Source organism: Cryobacterium sp. Hz9 (assembly GCF_004402825.1).
GTDB classification, from domain to species: domain Bacteria; phylum Actinomycetota; class Actinomycetes; order Actinomycetales; family Microbacteriaceae; genus Cryobacterium; species Cryobacterium gelidum.
The window spans coordinates 98,000-113,114 of the sequence record NZ_SOFC01000008.1; the positions used below are offsets into that span (position 1 = coordinate 98,000).

The following is a 15,115-nucleotide window of genomic DNA, read 5'->3' on the forward strand; positions in this document are numbered from 1 at the left end:
TAGGGTGAAATGATGCCCGTGCATTAATCCCGGCGCGAAACGAGCATAAGATCGCCGTTCCAGTCATTAGAACAATGCTCTAACAAAACGAGGAGATTCCCGTGTTCACACTGAACGACCTGGAGATTCCGATTCTCGCGGCCCCCATGGCCGGCGGCGCCTCAACGCCCAACCTCGTGGTCGCCGTGAGCGACGCTGGCAGTCTCGGCTTTCTGGCGGGCGGCTACAAAACCCCGCAGGCGCTGGCCGAGCAGATCGCTACCGTGCAGCAGCGCACCGAGAATGCCTTCGGCGTGAACCTGTTTGTACCGCAGCCGCCCCTGACCGATCGGGGCGCCGTCTTGGCCTATCGCGACGCACTGGCACACGAGTACAAAACTGCGTTCTCCGAGATTGTCGCCGAGGACGACGATTGGTTCGCCGAGAAGGTGGCCGTGGTCATCGAGCATCAGGTTCCGGTGGTCTCCTTCACCTTCGGACTGCCTCCGGCAGATGTGGTGACACGGATGCACGCGGCCGGGTCGTACCTGATCGCCACGGTCACCTCGGTTACGGAAGCTCTCCAAGCGGTCGAGCGTGGAGTCGACGCACTCTGCGTGCAGGGTCCGGAAGCCGGCGGACACCGGGCGACCTTCCAGACGCAGGGCGAACCAGGCACCCTGGCATTGGGCGAGCTCTTGACCGCGATTCGTGCGGAGGCGGCACTGCCCCTGATCGCGGCGGGCGGCATCCACTCGGGGGAGCAGATCGCCGCGCTGCTCGCGACCGGTGCCGAGGCCGTTCAGCTGGGCACGGCCCTTCTGCGCACCGACGAATCGGGCGCGACCCAGGCCCATAAAGACGCGCTCGTCGAGTCGCGATTCACCGAGACAGTAATCACCCGCGCTTTCTCGGGCCGTCCGGCGCGCGCCCTGCTGAACGCCTTCATCGTCGACCACGGCGATAACGCACCGAGCGAGTACCCCCAGGTGCATCACCTCACCAAGGGTCTTCGAGCGGATGCTGCCCGCCGGGGTGACGCCGACGGGCTCGCCCTCTGGGCCGGCACCGGGTACCGCGCTGCGACCGCGGGTTCAGCCCGGTCTGTTCTTGAGGCCCTCTGGGTCGAGGCAACAGCGGCGATCGCTCGCCGTTAGCCGTGCGACAGCTCAGTTGGGCGTCCAGCGGTCGCCGACAGCCAGTTTGAGTCAGGTTCTTCCGTGGGCTGCAGACTAGATTGCCGTGTTTGGGTGTTGCCGCCATGGCCGTAGTGAACAAGAATTGGGGTGGGTTTGGCGGCCCGGTGGGGCAACAGAGGAGACGCTCGTGACTGAGCACGCCGAGCACGCGCAGACAGCCCTGAGCGCTAATCTGGTTCTCGTTCGGGCGGAACTCGACGCCACGACGGACAGATATGACATCAATCGGGCCGAACCTTTTATCGGGTTGATTCAGCAGGCGAAGCGCGTCTTTGTCATCGGTACCGGGCGGAGCGGATTGGTGTTGGAGATGGCTGCGATGCGCCTGATGCACCTGGGGCTGACCGTGCATGTAGTGGGGAATCTACGACGCCAACGATCCAGTCCGGTGATCTGTTACTGGCCGCCTCAGGGTCTGGAACGACGTCGAGCGTGGTTCGGGCGGCGAAGACTGCGTCGCGTCTGGGGGCGAAGGTCGCGGTGTACACCACTGATGAGTCTTCAGCCCTGGCTATCCTGGCTGATTGTGTCTTCCTCATCCCCGCGGCCAAGAAAACGGATCGTCGCGCGGTGCTCTCCAAACAGTATGCGGGCAGCCTGTTCGAACAGGCGCTGTTGATTACTACCGAAGTCGTATTTCAGACTCTGTGGCATCGTCATGGCAGTTCAGCCGATGAGTTGTGGCCGCGGCACGCCAACCTCGAGTAGTTCCACCACCACCACCACCACCAGAGAGAGAATCCCATGAAACTACAAGTTGCACTGGACGTGCTCACCCTCGAGGATGCGCTCGCTCTCGCGGGCAAAGTTGCCCCGTACGTCGACATCATCGAACTCGGCACCCCGTTGGTGAAGAATGCCGGGCTGGTGGCCGTGACTGCCGTGAAGAAAGCTCACCCGGACAAGATTGTTTTTGCAGATCTGAAAACCATGGATGCCGGTGAGCTCGAGGCAGACATCGCTTTCCAGGCCGGTGCAGATCTCGTCCCCGTGCTTGGTGTTGCAGATGACTCCACTATCGCGGGCGCCGTCAAGGCCGCCCAGGCCCACGGCAAGGGAATTGTCGTAGACCTCATTGGCGTTGCCGACAAGGTCACTCGCGCTAGGGAGGCCTTGGCGCTGCGAGCGAAGTTCGTGGAGTTCCATGCGGGCCTCGATGAGCAGGCCAAGCCAGGGTACGATTTGAGCGTTTTGTTGACCGGTGGCGCGGAAGCTGGGGTGCCTTTTTCCGTGGCTGGTGGTGTGAACTTGGACACGATTGGCCGGGTGCGCGAGGCTGGCGCGGAGGTTGCCGTTGCCGGGGGTTCCATTTATGGTGCCGCGGATCCTGCCGCGGCTGCCAAAGAGCTGCGGACTGCAATGGGCTGACCCACCACATCGGGCCGTTTGCGGAACGCAGCTCGCGCTGCGCTGACTAGGCAGACGGCGGGGTTTTCCACCGGTGCGATGCAGCTCCGGGGAGACGGTCGCGGATCAACAGAACGACGGTGATCCCGACCATGGCACCAATGAGGGTCTCCAAACCGCGGTCAGCGAGCAGGGACATCGGGTCGACCGGGCTGGCGAGTTGGGTCATCAGCAGTATCACGGGCGTGAAAAAAACGAGGGCGAGACCGTAATGGCGCACCATGAATAGTTCCGTCGGGAATTGCAAGACCATGACGAGGATAACCAGCACGGTCGTACCGGGGTGCAGCAGCAGGACACCAGCCGTTACGCCCAGACCGGCATAGGTCCCGAGTACGCGATGGATGCCTCGCTCCACCCGGCTGGGAAGATCGGCACCGGCGAGGGGAACGGCCGCAGCGGCCATGGCCCAATAGGCGTGGCCGATTCCCAGTAGGAGGCCGAGAGCACCGGCGGCTGCAACCGCGACGACATAACGAGTGGCGTGCACGCCTGCCTTGGGGAGCCATGGTCCGGAGCGAGGTTCGGCAGTGCGTCTCGCCGTGGAATCCCAGGTGCGGTTTCTGAACCAGCCAGCGAACCCGACCAGCAGGGAAAAGAGTGCGGATGCGGCGCAGATCAGCGCGGCAGTCCACAGTGGGATGACCGTGGGAATCGACGCGCAGGCCCCCAGCGCAAAAATGCCGAAGAATGGCTCGGCGGGTCTGAGCTTTATTTTGTCGGCCACGAGTGAACCAAGTCCGGCCAGGAACGCCTCGATGGAGACCAGCCCCCAGGCCTGAATGTGGGTGATGGACAGTGCCACACCGACAGTCACCCCGGTCAGCAGTACTGCCCCGGCCTGGGCCTGGTGCACCAATCGCAGCTGATGGGCTTCACCACGGCCGTACATGCCCGTGAACGCACCAAAAACGGCATAGATGGTCAGCTCGGGGTGGCCAAAAATCAGCAGGACCAGGACCGGGACTGTGACACCCAGACCGACGCGGAGCGCCGGCCAGTGATCATTGACCGCGGGTGGGACACTGACGAGTGCGCGCACGTAGAGCAGTACCGGGCGCACGGAGTCTCACGGCCTTTCGAACAGAACGATGGTGGCGCGGCGTAGACAGCAGAACCCGGTTGGCTGGTTTCACGCCCGACTGCTGCGCTCACCCCAGTCTGTACCGCTTTGCCTGGCCGGTCCAAGACTTGAATTCAACCAGTCGATAACCAGACATTATCAATCAGCCCTCGGCGTCGCGCGCTTCGGGCGCGACCGACGGAAGCCCCCGATCGAACAGCTCACCCAGGGAAAGCCGCGCTGCAACGGCCGCGAATGCCCGTGCGGTCACCGAACCAGGCGACGCCGGACTTATTGCCGCAGCGACGCGCGCGGTGGCGACGGGATCGACGAGTGGCACAATGCGGGTCCGCGATGACGGTGTGATGGTTTGCACCCACGAATGTGACACGATGCTGGCCCATTGGCCCGTCTTCATGTGTGCGTGGAGGGACGCGATCGAATCCGTCTCTACCTGGGGCTCCATTCGAATCTGGTTCTGGCTGAAGGCATCGTCGATCACTTGTCTGCTGCGCATTTCCGTCGTCAACACAGCGAGAGGGAGCGCAGACGCCTGACGCGAGTCGAGGCACTCGGTACAACGCCCAGCCGTAACACGCCGGTCACTCCGGATTGGACGGCCTGGACCTCCGCCTTGAAAGCGTCATGCTCCGCGAGGATTCGTTTGGCCCAAATCACCAAACGTTCACCCTCCGGCGTCAGCCCCTCAAAGGCATGACCACGATTGATCAGAGAAACATTGAGCTCCCGTTCCAATTTGTTGATTGCCGCAGAGAGGGCAGGCTGGGAAACGTGACACTCGGCGGCCGCACGAGCGAAGTGCCGTTCCCGGGCCACAGCGACAAAATATTCGAGCTGGCGAAAACGCACAGGCTCTCCTTTCACTTTGGTAATCAGTGCGGCGTGCACCCCAAGGTAGGCTCGTTTCGACAGGGTGTGCAGCAACCGCCCTGGGGTAGATCAGCGTCGATCGGCGCGAAACAACTCTCTGGTCGCCAGGCCAAGCAGATCGCACGACAAGAAATGGTTCTCTTTTGCGCAAAATGAATATGTCCCGGGCGGGAAAGCTCTCGGTTGCCGTCACGGCGCTGCTGGCTCTCGCCGGCGGATTCGTCGGCGTCAGCGCCGCGACCGCGAGCCAGTCGAACAGCAACGTCCAGCCCCAGACAGCGGTCACCGGCGAAACCTACGTTATCGGCACCGACACTACCTTCGCACCGTTCGAGTACCGCAAAGACGGTGAACTGACCGGCATCGACATGGACTTGATTCGTGACATCGCTGCGAACCAGGGCTTCACCGTGGAGATCAAATCGCTCGGCTTCGACGCCGCGCTGCAGGCCTTGCAGTCGAACCAGGTCGACGGCGTCATCGCCGGCATGTCGATCACCGACGAGCGCAAGCTGGTTTTCGACTTCTCCGACCCGTACTTCGACTCCGGCGTGCAGATGGCTGTCGCCGACACCAACACCGAAATCACCGGCTACACCGACCTGGCCGGCGAGACCGTCGTCGCTAAGCGGGGCAGTGAGGGCGAAACCTTCGCCAACTCGATCAAAGAGGAGTACGGCTTCACCGTTAAGGCCCTCGCCGACTCGGCCACGATGTACGACGACGTCAAGGCCGGCAATTCTGCCGCCGTCTTCGATGACTACCCGGTGCTCGCCTACGGCATCAACCAGAACAACGGGCTCAAGTCGGTCACCGAGAAGGAACAGGGCAGCTCCTACGGCTTCGCTGTCAACAAGGGCCAGAACCCCGAGCTGCTTGCTGCCTTCAACACCGGTCTGGCCGAGCTGAAAAGCAACGGTGATTACCAGTCCATTCTCGACAAGTATCTGGAGCAGCCGGCGCCCGTCGCGGCATCCGGTTTCTTCGGTCTGTTGTCCGACAGTCTGCCTGCCCTCATGAAGGGCCTCGGCCTGACCCTGCTCGCGACCGGACTGTCGATTCTGGTCGCCCTCGTCTTGGGCGTGCTGTTCGGGTTCTTCAAGGTCTCCGAGAGTCGTGTGCTGCGCGGCTTGGCGAGCATCTACGTGAGTATCTTTCGGGGCACCCCGCTGCTCGTGCAAGCATTCTTCTTCTACTTCGGCCTGCCGCAGCTCACCGGGCAGCCGATCGACGTACTCACCGCCGGTGTACTGACCCTGAGCCTCAATGCCGGTGCCTACATGACCGAGATCGTGCGCGGCGGTATCCAGTCGGTCGACCCGGGCCAGACCGAGGCTGGCCGCAGCCTCGGCCTCGGCTACGTCACGACGATGCGACGCGTCGTGCTGCCGCAGGCCGTGAAGATCATGACACCGTCATTCATCAACCAGTTCGTGATGACGCTGAAGGACACCTCTCTCCTGGCGGTGATCGGCTTCGCCGAGCTCACCTACCAGGGCCAGCAGATTTACGCCGCGAACTTTCGCACCGGTGAGACCCTGCTGATCGTGGCCGCGCTGTACTTCATCGTCATCAATTTGCTCACCATGCTCTCCAACAAGCTCGACAAGAGGTTCAACAAATGAGCAAGAACAGCGCCGGCAGCAAAATTCCCGCCGGCAGTAAAGTCAGCGTCAGGGGACTGCGCAAGTCGTTTGGCTCCAACGAGGTGCTCAAGGGCCTGGACGTCGAGATCAGCGAGGGCGAGGTCGTCTGTGTCATCGGTCCGTCCGGTTCGGGCAAATCCACGTTTCTCCGCTGCCTGAACAAACTCGACGAGCTTAGCGCTGGCACGGTCATCGTCGACGGATTCAACCTCAGCGACAAAGCGGTCGACCTCAACGAGGTGCGCCAGCACATCGGCATGGTTTTTCAGCACTTCAACCTGTTCCCGCACATGACGGTGCTGCAGAACATCATGCTGGCCCCGGTCGAGCTGAAGAAGCAATCCACAGCAACTGCCCGCGCCAGTGCTCTTAAACTGCTCGACCGGGTGGGCCTCGCCGAGAAAGCCGATGCCCGCCCTGCCCAGCTCTCCGGCGGCCAGAAACAGCGCGTCGCCATTGCCCGGTCCCTCGCTGTGAACCCTGACATCATGCTCTTCGACGAGGCCACGAGCGCCCTCGACCCGGAGATGGTCGGGGAAGTGCTGCAGGTCATCCGTGATCTCGCGGCCGAGGGCATGACCATGGTCGTGGTCACCCACGAGATGGGTTTCGCCCGCGAGGTCGCCGATCGGGTCATCTTCATGGCCGACGGCGTCATCGTTGAAGAGGGCACCCCGGCCGCGCTGTTCGGCAACCCGCAACAGGAACGCACCCAGGATTTCCTCTCGAAAGTGCTCTAAACGCGACCGACACGGGCGGTCAAGCTCAGGCGCGGTCGCCGACGATCTCCTCGCGCACCCGGCGCAGGTCTTCCATGAGTGAGCCGATCAGAATCCAGTGGTCCGGGTGCGGCGTCACGATGCGCAGCGGCGCGGTCAGAGCGGGCATTTCGGGTGCGGGCGGCTCCGGAAACGCCCCCAGGTCACCCTCCGCGCGGGCGAGGAGCTCCAGGTCGTGAGCGGCCCGCGCCAGCTCCCGTGAGAAGGCCTGAACGGTTGGTTCGAACTGCAGGGATGGGTCATAGTGGTCGTGCAGTGCACGAGTCATGCCGATTGCGCGAGTCACCAGAGTCGGCAGTCGTTCGATCATGTCGTGGTCGGCGTCGAGGGCCTTTCGCAGCTTGGCCTTGCGCGGGTTGAGCATGAGGCTCTCCTCTGCCTGCGCGATGGCCTTCTCCGCCGACGCGAGCATGGGGCGCAGCAGCCGGGCCTTGATCATCAACTCCATCAGGTCGATCGGGTTCTGTGGGGTGCGCAGCGCCCGGGCGATGCGGTCGAAGGTATCGGCCAGTTCACGAGCCAGTAGGCCCACGGCGTCGCGGGCGGGCGCAATCAGTACCGGGGGAACGATGAGGGCATTGATGACGAGGGCGATTCCTGCGCCGATGAACGTCTCGAAGATTCGATCGAGGGCGTACCCGGGTGTCGTGGCGCCGAGGGCGAGTACGAGCATGGCGCTGATGGGAATCTGGCTCGCCGAGGACGGGGACAGGCGCAGTGCCCAGGCAACGAGCAGGCTGACCATAATCGTGCCGAGCACGACCCAGCTGGACTCGCCGAGGAAGAAACCGATCGTTGAAGCGATGATGACACCGCCGATGACGCCCGCGGTGCGTTCGATCGCTCGCCCGAGGGTCTGGTTGACGCTCGGCTGCACCACGAGCAGGGCAGCGATCGCAGCAAAGATCGGCAGGTCGCTCGGTAACAGCAGCTGGGAGGCGACCCAGGCCAGGGCAACGGCGACGGCCACCTTGACGACCTGCAGCAGCGGGAGTCGTTTGGAGATGCGCAGGGCCGAGGTTAGTTTCACTGGTCAAGGGTAACCCCGGGCCGGGTAAGTCAAGCGGATGCCGGCGCATCCGCTTTCACGGTCTGCCGAATTGGCACGCCGAGAAACCGGGCCTAGTCCTGCACGGCCCGGCCGGAGCCCCGCTGCGTTTTCGCGGCCCGAGTCCGAGCGGCGGCCGTGGCCGGGTCCTCGGACGTAGCTAACCCGATCGATGCACTACCTTCCGCGCCGCCCGGCGCTGGGTCGAACCACTCGAATCACCCGGGCGCTTCCGTCCGACGTCTGGGTTCCGAAGGCATCGAACTGCACGGTGGACTCTGCGTCGCTGGCGTAGCCATCGGTGTCATCCGTGCCGCCGCCTGCCAGGGGGCCGTCGGTAGGTCCGCCGCGTCCGAAGCGACGGCGCAGGGCCTTGACCAGCGGCGGGCCGATCAGGAACAGCACGATCACGATGTAGACCACGACGGCAACCGGTTCGCTCAGGAGCGCAGCGGGGTCGCCAGCGCTGATCTGCAGTGCGCGGCGCAGCTGGCGTTCCATCTCCGGGCCGAGGATGGCGCCGACGATGATCGGCAGCACCGGAAAACCGAAGCGCCTGGCCATGTAGCCCAGGGCGCCGAGCAGGAGCAGAATGCCGATGTTGAAGGTTTGCATTCCCGCCGCGTAGGCGCCGAGGGTTGCGAAGAACAGAATCCCCGCGTAGAGGTAGGGGCGTGGAATGCGCAGCAGCTTCGCCCAGAGCGGTGCGAGAGGCAGGTTGAGCGCGAGCAGCAGCGTGTTGCCGATGAACAGGCTCGCGATCAGGGTCCACACCAGAACAGGTTCGGTCTGGAACAGTAGCGGACCGGGGTGGATGCCGTACTGGTTAAACGCGAGGATCATCACGGCGGCTGTCGCCGTGGTGGGAAGACCGAGGGTGAGCAGCGGCACGAGCGTTCCGGCGGCCGAGGCGTTGTTGGCTGCTTCCGGCCCGGCTACGCCCTCGATGGCGCCGTGCCCAAACTGCTCGGGATGCTTGGACAGCTTCTTTTCCGTCACATAGGAGAGAAAGGTCGGGATCTCGGCGCCGCCGGCCGGGATGGCCCCGAATGGAAAGCCGATGACCGTGCCGCGCAGCCACGGCTTCCAGGAGCGCTTCCAGTCGTCCTTGCGCATCCAGGGCACACCCACCGGGATGGTCGCGGGGGTACCGTGCCGCAGGTGCGCAGCAATCCACAGCGCTTCACCGACCGCGAACAGGGCGACGGCGATGACGACGACGTCGATGCCGCCGGAGAGCAGCGGCTGCCCGAACGTCAGTCGTGGCTGCCCGGTCGTGCCGTCGAGGCCGACCAAGCCGATGGTGAGGCCGATGAACAGCGAGGCGAGCCCGCGAATGCGGCTCGAGCCGAGCACGGTGCTCACCGCGATGAAAGCGAAAACCATCATGGCGAAGTACGAGGGGGCCCCGAGCCCGATAGCGATCGCCACCACGAACGGGGCGACGAAGACGAGGGCACCCGTGGCCAGGGTTCCGGCAACGAAGGAGCCGATCGCCGCCGTTGCGAGCGCTTGGGCGCCGCGGCCGGCCTTGGCCATTTTGTTACCCTCGAGCGCTGTGACGACCGAGGAAGATTCACCGGGGGTGTTGAGCAGAATCGACGTCGTCGACCCGCCGTACATGCCGCCGTAGTAGATGCCGGCGAACATGATCAGCGATCCGGTCACATCAAGCGCGTAGGTGAGTGGCAGCAGCAGGGCCACGGTCATGGCCGGTCCGATGCCGGGCAACACGCCGACGGCGGTGCCGAGCAGCACACCGATGAGGGCGAACAGAAGGTTCTGCAGGGTCAACGCGTTGCTGAACCCCTCCATCAGCAGGGCGAGGTTGTCCATTTAGAGAATTCCCGTCAACAGGCCGGCCGGCAGGTTGATGCCGAGGCCTAATACGAAGCCGTAGAACGTGCCAACGGCGAGAAGAATGCCGATCACGAGCGCCCAGACGAAGCGGCGGGAGCCGAGCAGGAGGGCGGATCCGTAGAACAGCAGCGCACTGCCGATCACGAATCCGAGTAAGTCCATCGACAGGGCGAAGACGAGAATCAGTCCGCCGAGGCCGAAGACGGTCGGCCAGTGGGCCTTCTGAGAAAGGTCGATGTCCTCGCCGTCCTCGGCATCGGCGTGGCCGCCCCGCAGCACAGAGATCGCCAGGGCGATGGCACACAGGCCCAGGCCGATCGCGATGATCGTGGGAACGACCCGCGGTCCCATCACGCCGGCATTGATGGCGGTATGACGGATGTTCGCGGTATCGACCGCGATCACGATCGCGATCACCGCGAGCAGGGCGGCGACGCCGAGCTCGGAGCGACCCTGGAGTCGGGCGCGCAGCCCGTGAGCTGCTGCTGTGCTGGGGACGGTCATGGTTAGACCAGACCCAGGGTTTTCAGCACGTCGGCGACGCGGGCGTCCTGCTCGGTGAGGAAGGTGCTGAAGTCGTCGCCGGTCATGAAGGCGTCGGTCCAGCTGTTCTCCGTCAGGACTTGCTTCCACTCCGGGCTGTCGTGCATCTCCGTTACGGCATCGACGAGGCGAGCGATTTCGGCATCCGTCAGGCCTGGTGCGGCGAGCAGGCCGCGCCAGTTGGTGAAGACCAGGTCGATACCTTCCTCGGTCAGCGTGGGGGCCTCGATGACCGGAACGCGCTCCTCGCTCGTGACGGCGAGCACGCGCAGGCCGCCCGACTTCACCTGTTCGAGGAACTCTCCATAACCGGAGGCCCCGAACTGCAGCTTGCCGCCGAGAATGGCCGGCAGCAATTCGCCGCCGCCATCGTAGGCGACATAGTTGACGGCACTGGGGTCGATGCCGACGGCATCCGCGAGCTGCATCGGTAGCAAGTGGTCAGGGCCGCCCGGCGACGAGCCGCCGCCGACGGCGAAGGTGGATGGGTCGGCCTTCCACGCCGTGACAAGATCATCAATCGTTTTGTAGGGGGAGTCCGCGGCGACGAAGATCGCGCCGGCTTCCTCGATGAGGCCGGCGATCGGGGTCGCGTCGGCAACCTTGGCATCGCCCTCGTTGGTGTACGCGGCGCCGACGACGCCGAGCCCCATCATGAGCATGAAGTTGGCGTTGCCGGTTTCGGTCAGGGTGCGGGCCAGGCCCACGGTGCCTCCGGCGCCGGCCAGGTTGGTGACCTCGGTTCCGCTGGCCAATTTCAGGTCATCCATCACCTTGACCGCAGCGCGGCCGGTGACGTCGTAGCCGCTGCCGGGGGCGTTGGGAATCATGACCTGCAGGTTTTGGATGGGACCGCTATCGGTGGCCTCGGTGTTCTTGGCGCTGGTGACCCCGCAGGCGCTGAGGGCGAGTGCGACGGCACCGGCGAGAACGACGGTCCCCGCGGTGCGGCGCGAACGCGTGGTGCGTGCTGTGATTGGCATGCTCAAATCCTCTTCGATTTTTGGCGAGCGTCTTTGCTGGCCGAGCTCAGCCTGCCGGGTGGGCCGGGCGAGACACAACTTGTGGCCTTAATGAACGTTGTGTAGCTTGCGGTTGCGTGCAGGGTGATTCGAACAATTTCGGTTTGGCTTCACGATGAGGGAGTATCTCTTATGGCCAGAGCCGACCGAAGGGACCCGATGCCGAAACGCGAGGCGTCGTCCCGCCTGCCGACGACGCATCCGCGTGGGTCGGGCATACGTTCGAGCCGCCTCAGCCTGACCCGTCAACTGTTGCTGTTTCAGTTGAGCTTGATCGCCCTCGTTCTGGTCGCCGTCACGGCCATCTCAATCGAGCAGACCCGCAGCAGCTTTGAAAGCGGCGCCCAGCGACGCATGCTGACGGTCGCCGAATACACGGCTGCCAATCCGCTCGTGCGCAGCCTGCTCGACACCGCGGCTGTGCCCCAGCAATATTCCGTTCCGGTCGAGGCTCTCCGCACCACAACCGGGGTCGACCAATTGATCGTGACGGATGCGGCCGGCCGCATCATCGCCGCACCGGCCGATCCGCGGCTGCTCACGACCGACCTGGCCATCGGGGCCACGCCAGGCGCGTCCGATGCGGCGTGGGCCGGCGTCGCGCCGATCGGCGCTCAGGACTACGTGGTCGCGCAGGTGCCGGTGCTGTCGAACTCCGGCAAGGTCGTGGGCTCGGTTGTCGCTGCCCGCCGGTTTCCGGCCGTAGCCGAACTGCTCAAGGCCGCGGCGCCGAACCTGCTCACCTATCTCGGAGTGGCCGGGGTGCTCGGCGTCGCCGGATCGCTGCTGCTGGCGGCTCGGGTGAAACGGCAGACCCTCGGCCTGGAGCCGGAACAGATCGGCCGGCTGGTCGAGCACCGGGACGCCATGATCCACGGAATTCGGGAGGGGGTGATCTCCGTCGACACCGACGGACTCATCACGCTCGCCAACGACAGCGCACGAACCCTGCTCGGACTGCCCGCTGACGCGGAAGGACGGGCAATCGATGCGGTCGGCCTCGATGACGAGGCGGTGCGCGCGCTGCGCCAACAGGAGGTCGGCGATATCGATACAGTGTTCGTGAATCGGGGAGTGCTGCTCGTGCTCAATCGGACGCTCATTCACCCGCCCAGGTCGCGGACCGAGGTCGTCACCACCCTGCGCGACCGCACCGAACTGGTCACTCTGCAGCACGATCTCGGCAGCAGCCGGCAGGCTACCGATACGTTGCGCGCCCAAACCCACGAGTTCGCGAACCGGCTGCACACTATTTCAATGCTCATACAGCTCGGCGACACCGACGCGGCGGTGGAATACGTCGACGCCGTCACGCGCGACCGCACCGACCTCGACAACTCGGTGCTCACCCGCCTGCAAGAGCCGGCGGTCGCCGCGCTCGTGATCGCCAAGACCTCGCTTGCACGCGAACGCGGCGCCACGCTCGTGCTCACGGCTGATTCGACTCTGGCCAGGGTCGACGCTGACCTCTCCGCCGACCTCGTCACTGTGATCGGAAACCTGGTCGACAACGCCCTCGACGCCGTCACCGGAGCCCGGGAACGCGGTGTGCAGCTCGACGTGCGATCCATTCCCGGTGCCGGTGCCGGTGTCGTGCGGGTGACGGTGCGTGACTCCGGGCCGGGCATCGATATCGCACTGATCGACCGGGTGTTCGAGGTTGGCGTGACGAGCAAGTCGGCGCTGGGCGATACCGACGCCCACGGCTACGGACTCGCTATTGTGCGCCTCGTTGCAACGCGTCGCGGGGGATCGGTCGACTACCGGGCCGAGAACGGTGCCGTGTTCGAGGCCGTGCTCCCGATCGACGCGGCCCGGTCAGCCGAGGAGAAGGAGCATACCCGTGTGTGACGTACTCATCGTCGACGACGATTTCATGGTGGCGCGCGCGCACGAACGCATTGTGGCGCAGCAGGGCGGTTTCACTGTGGTCGGCGTTGCGGCGTCCGGGTCTGACGCGCTCGCCCAGATTGCCGACAAGGCCCCGCAGCTCGTGCTTCTCGACATGTACCTGCCCGATATGACCGGCCTCGACGTGATCCGCCGGGCGCGAGCAGCGGGGCGTGATGTGGACTTTCTCGTGCTCAGCGCCGCGCGCGAGGCCGAAATGGTCACCGCGGCGTTGCAAGGCGGCATCGTGAGCTACCTGCTGAAACCGTTCAAGATCACCGAACTGCAGTCGCGGCTGGTCGGGTACGCCGAACGACGTCGACTGCTCGGCCGCAGCGGCGACCTCAGCCAGAGCGATCTTGACCAGGCGCTGGGTCGCGCATCCGCTTGGCCGGGCGCGGTGACTGTCTTCACCCTGCCGAAAGGTCTCAGTAAAGAGACGGCGGCGCTGGCTGCTGCGGCTTTGGCGGGCAGCGAACCCGACCTGGCCGCGTCGGAGTGCGCCGAACTGCTCGGCCTGTCGCGGGTAGTGGCCCGCAAATACCTCGAGTACTTCGTCGATTCCGGGCAGGCCACGGTCAGTCTGCGGTACGGGCAGGCCGGCCGCCCGCAGCGTCGCTACGTCTGGCTGGCCGGCTAGTTAGCCGAGATCGTCGTCGGTACGGGCGCCAAACACGATCTCGTCCCAGCTCGGCATCGACGCCCGACCACGCTTGGGTGTCGACCGTGCGTGGTCGCTGCGCTCCAGCGCTCGGGCGGCTTGGTTGGCCCAGGCATTACCGGTCGGCTCGGAGGTGGTGGCGGGAGCGGCACCGGACTCATCGGTGACGGCGACATCGGCCGGAGCCGCCCGACGCGGCCTCAGCTTGGCCTCTGCCATGGGTGGTTGTCCCGAAACGGATGCCGTCGGCGTGGCCGCCGACTCCCCGCCCGACGACGCCTCCCGTTCGCCGCGTCGACGACGCAAGGATTCCAGGAGGTCGGCGGTCTCGCTCATGTTCGAGGCAGGCTCAGCGGCACGCTTGATGGCCGCGTTCGACACGGCATCGTCGCGGCTCAGCGAGCGCGAGTATGGAATGGCTTCGAGGTGCGGGCTGGTGTCGTTCAGAATCTCGTCCGCGAGCGATTCCTTGAAGTTGAAGGCATTGCTGTCGAAGCGCGACACGTCGGCGGCGCTCGTTTCGGCTCCGACGGCACGCAGCCGGGGGAGGAGGGAGCCCCGGAGCTCGCCCTGCTGTGATAGCGCGACGGCTTCACTCCCCACCGGAGTCAACGAGTTCTTCTTGGGTTCAAAGCCCCAGCGAGCGTCATGGTCGATTTCGTCGGCGGTGAAGGACAACTTGACGATCCAGCCGCCGCCGGGCTCTTTCCAGCTCGCCCAGCGCTCACCGGTTGCGCCGAGTAAGGCGAGGCGTTCCCGAATCACACTGCCGAAGTTGACGTTCTCGTCGATCGGGTCGGGATCGATGGCGGTATGCACCGGAACACTCAACGCCGAAGAGACGATGTATTCCCGCTCGGCCACGACCGGGCCCTCGAAACGGCGCACATACTCGAGCGATGCCCCGGTGACCGCAGCGACGTCCTCGGCGGACATGCCGGAGCGGATGTGCGCCTGCACTTCCCGCGGGGACAGCTTGGGCGCGTTGACACGTTCCGTCTGGGTTTGGCGAAGCCGGGACTGGAGAACCTCGTCGATGGCGATGCGAAATCGGTCGCCATCTTCGGACGCTGCGAGCAGCGCACCGTTCTCAACCCCAATAACCTTCAATTCCTGCATGAAGACAA

General features: G+C 64.7%; 15 protein-coding genes. 7 read left to right on the forward strand and 8 right to left on the reverse strand.

Features of this window, described 5'->3' with window-relative positions:
* The first annotated feature begins 101 nt into the window (after window positions 1-101).
* From E3N85_RS02545 to hxlA, 3 genes are all read left to right on the forward strand, one after another.
* Window positions 102-1,136, forward strand: coding sequence for a nitronate monooxygenase family protein (locus tag E3N85_RS02545; RefSeq protein ID WP_134459067.1), 1,035 nt, complete (start codon window positions 102-104; stop codon window positions 1,134-1,136).
* Window positions 1,137-1,577: 441 nt separating this feature from the next.
* Window positions 1,578-1,886, forward strand: a complete 309-nt coding sequence (locus tag E3N85_RS17075; RefSeq protein WP_370289006.1) for a hypothetical protein — start codon at window positions 1,578-1,580, stop codon at window positions 1,884-1,886.
* 36 nt (window positions 1,887-1,922) lie between these two features.
* A complete protein-coding gene (gene hxlA / locus E3N85_RS02555) occupies window positions 1,923-2,546 on the forward strand; it encodes a 3-hexulose-6-phosphate synthase (protein ID WP_134459069.1) in 624 nt (207 codons plus the stop codon).
* Between the two features lie 46 nt (window positions 2,547-2,592).
* Here hxlA and E3N85_RS02560 read toward each other — a convergent pair whose 3' ends face one another.
* From E3N85_RS02560 to E3N85_RS17015, 3 genes are all read right to left on the reverse strand, one after another.
* Window positions 2,593-3,648, reverse strand: coding sequence for an FUSC family protein (locus E3N85_RS02560; RefSeq protein ID WP_134459071.1), 1,056 nt, complete (start codon window positions 3,646-3,648; stop codon window positions 2,593-2,595).
* A gap of 163 nt (window positions 3,649-3,811) precedes the next feature.
* A complete protein-coding gene (locus E3N85_RS17010; protein ID WP_304990917.1) occupies window positions 3,812-4,150 on the reverse strand; it encodes a LysR substrate-binding domain-containing protein in 339 nt (112 codons plus the stop codon).
* Between the two features lie 23 nt (window positions 4,151-4,173).
* On the reverse strand, window positions 4,174-4,593 hold the full coding sequence (locus E3N85_RS17015; protein WP_304990918.1) for a LysR family transcriptional regulator: 420 nt from the start codon (window positions 4,591-4,593) through the stop codon (window positions 4,174-4,176).
* Between the two features lie 98 nt (window positions 4,594-4,691).
* Between E3N85_RS17015 and E3N85_RS02570 the strand changes: the two genes are divergently transcribed.
* A complete protein-coding gene (locus tag E3N85_RS02570; protein ID WP_241978281.1) occupies window positions 4,692-6,164 on the forward strand; it encodes an amino acid ABC transporter substrate-binding protein/permease in 1,473 nt (490 codons plus the stop codon).
* Complete coding sequence (locus E3N85_RS02575) at window positions 6,161-6,925, forward strand: amino acid ABC transporter ATP-binding protein (protein WP_134459073.1); 765 nt, start codon at window positions 6,161-6,163, stop codon at window positions 6,923-6,925. Before E3N85_RS02570 ends, E3N85_RS02575 begins: the two co-directional genes overlap by 4 nt.
* A gap of 25 nt (window positions 6,926-6,950) precedes the next feature.
* Here E3N85_RS02575 and E3N85_RS02580 read toward each other — a convergent pair whose 3' ends face one another.
* The 4 genes from E3N85_RS02580 to E3N85_RS02595 all read right to left on the reverse strand — a co-directional run bounded on the left by E3N85_RS02580 (window position 6,951) and on the right by E3N85_RS02595 (window position 11,398).
* Window positions 6,951-7,994 (reverse strand): aromatic acid exporter family protein, encoded by a 1,044-nt coding sequence (locus tag E3N85_RS02580; protein ID WP_134459075.1) that lies wholly within the window; start codon window positions 7,992-7,994, stop codon window positions 6,951-6,953.
* Between the two features lie 195 nt (window positions 7,995-8,189).
* Window positions 8,190-9,848: a tripartite tricarboxylate transporter permease gene (locus E3N85_RS02585; protein ID WP_134459077.1), complete on the reverse strand. Its 1,659-nt coding sequence runs from the start codon at window positions 9,846-9,848 to the stop codon at window positions 8,190-8,192.
* Complete coding sequence (locus E3N85_RS02590; RefSeq protein ID WP_134459079.1) at window positions 9,849-10,376, reverse strand: tripartite tricarboxylate transporter TctB family protein; 528 nt, start codon at window positions 10,374-10,376, stop codon at window positions 9,849-9,851.
* Window positions 10,377-10,378: 2 nt separating this feature from the next.
* Window positions 10,379-11,398 (reverse strand): tripartite tricarboxylate transporter substrate binding protein, encoded by a 1,020-nt coding sequence (locus E3N85_RS02595; RefSeq protein ID WP_134459081.1) that lies wholly within the window; start codon window positions 11,396-11,398, stop codon window positions 10,379-10,381.
* A 171-nt stretch (window positions 11,399-11,569) separates the two neighbouring features.
* Between E3N85_RS02595 and E3N85_RS02600 the strand changes: the two genes are divergently transcribed.
* Both E3N85_RS02600 and E3N85_RS02605 read left to right on the forward strand, forming a co-directional pair.
* Complete coding sequence (locus E3N85_RS02600) at window positions 11,570-13,288, forward strand: ATP-binding protein (protein WP_241978265.1); 1,719 nt, start codon at window positions 11,570-11,572, stop codon at window positions 13,286-13,288.
* The gene (locus E3N85_RS02605; protein ID WP_134459085.1) at window positions 13,281-13,967 is read left to right on the forward strand and encodes a response regulator; all 687 of its coding nucleotides are present in this window, start codon (window positions 13,281-13,283) and stop codon (window positions 13,965-13,967) included. Before E3N85_RS02600 ends, E3N85_RS02605 begins: the two co-directional genes overlap by 8 nt.
* Here the strand turns inward: E3N85_RS02605 and sepH are convergent, their stop codons facing one another.
* Window positions 13,968-15,107, reverse strand: a complete 1,140-nt coding sequence (gene sepH, locus E3N85_RS02610; protein WP_134459087.1) for a septation protein SepH — start codon at window positions 15,105-15,107, stop codon at window positions 13,968-13,970.
* Between the last annotated feature and the right edge of the window lie 8 nt (window positions 15,108-15,115).

Excerpts from the sequence above, each read along its gene's own strand:
- hxlA (WP_134459069.1), top strand. The coding sequence starts at position 1,923 with ATGAAACTACAAGTTGCACTGGACGTGCTCACCCTCGAGGATGCGCTC.
- E3N85_RS02570 (WP_241978281.1), top strand. The coding sequence starts at position 4,692 with ATGAATATGTCCCGGGCGGGAAAGCTCTCGGTTGCCGTCACGGCGCTG.
- E3N85_RS02575 (WP_134459073.1), top strand. The coding sequence starts at position 6,161 with ATGAGCAAGAACAGCGCCGGCAGCAAAATTCCCGCCGGCAGTAAAGTC.
- E3N85_RS02585 (WP_134459077.1), bottom strand. The coding sequence starts at position 9,848 with ATGGACAACCTCGCCCTGCTGATGGAGGGGTTCAGCAACGCGTTGACC.
- E3N85_RS02590 (WP_134459079.1), bottom strand. The coding sequence starts at position 10,376 with ATGACCGTCCCCAGCACAGCAGCAGCTCACGGGCTGCGCGCCCGACTC.
- E3N85_RS02595 (WP_134459081.1), bottom strand. The coding sequence starts at position 11,398 with ATGCCAATCACAGCACGCACCACGCGTTCGCGCCGCACCGCGGGGACC.
- E3N85_RS02600 (WP_241978265.1), top strand. The coding sequence starts at position 11,570 with ATGGCCAGAGCCGACCGAAGGGACCCGATGCCGAAACGCGAGGCGTCG.
- sepH (WP_134459087.1), bottom strand. The coding sequence starts at position 15,107 with ATGCAGGAATTGAAGGTTATTGGGGTTGAGAACGGTGCGCTGCTCGCA.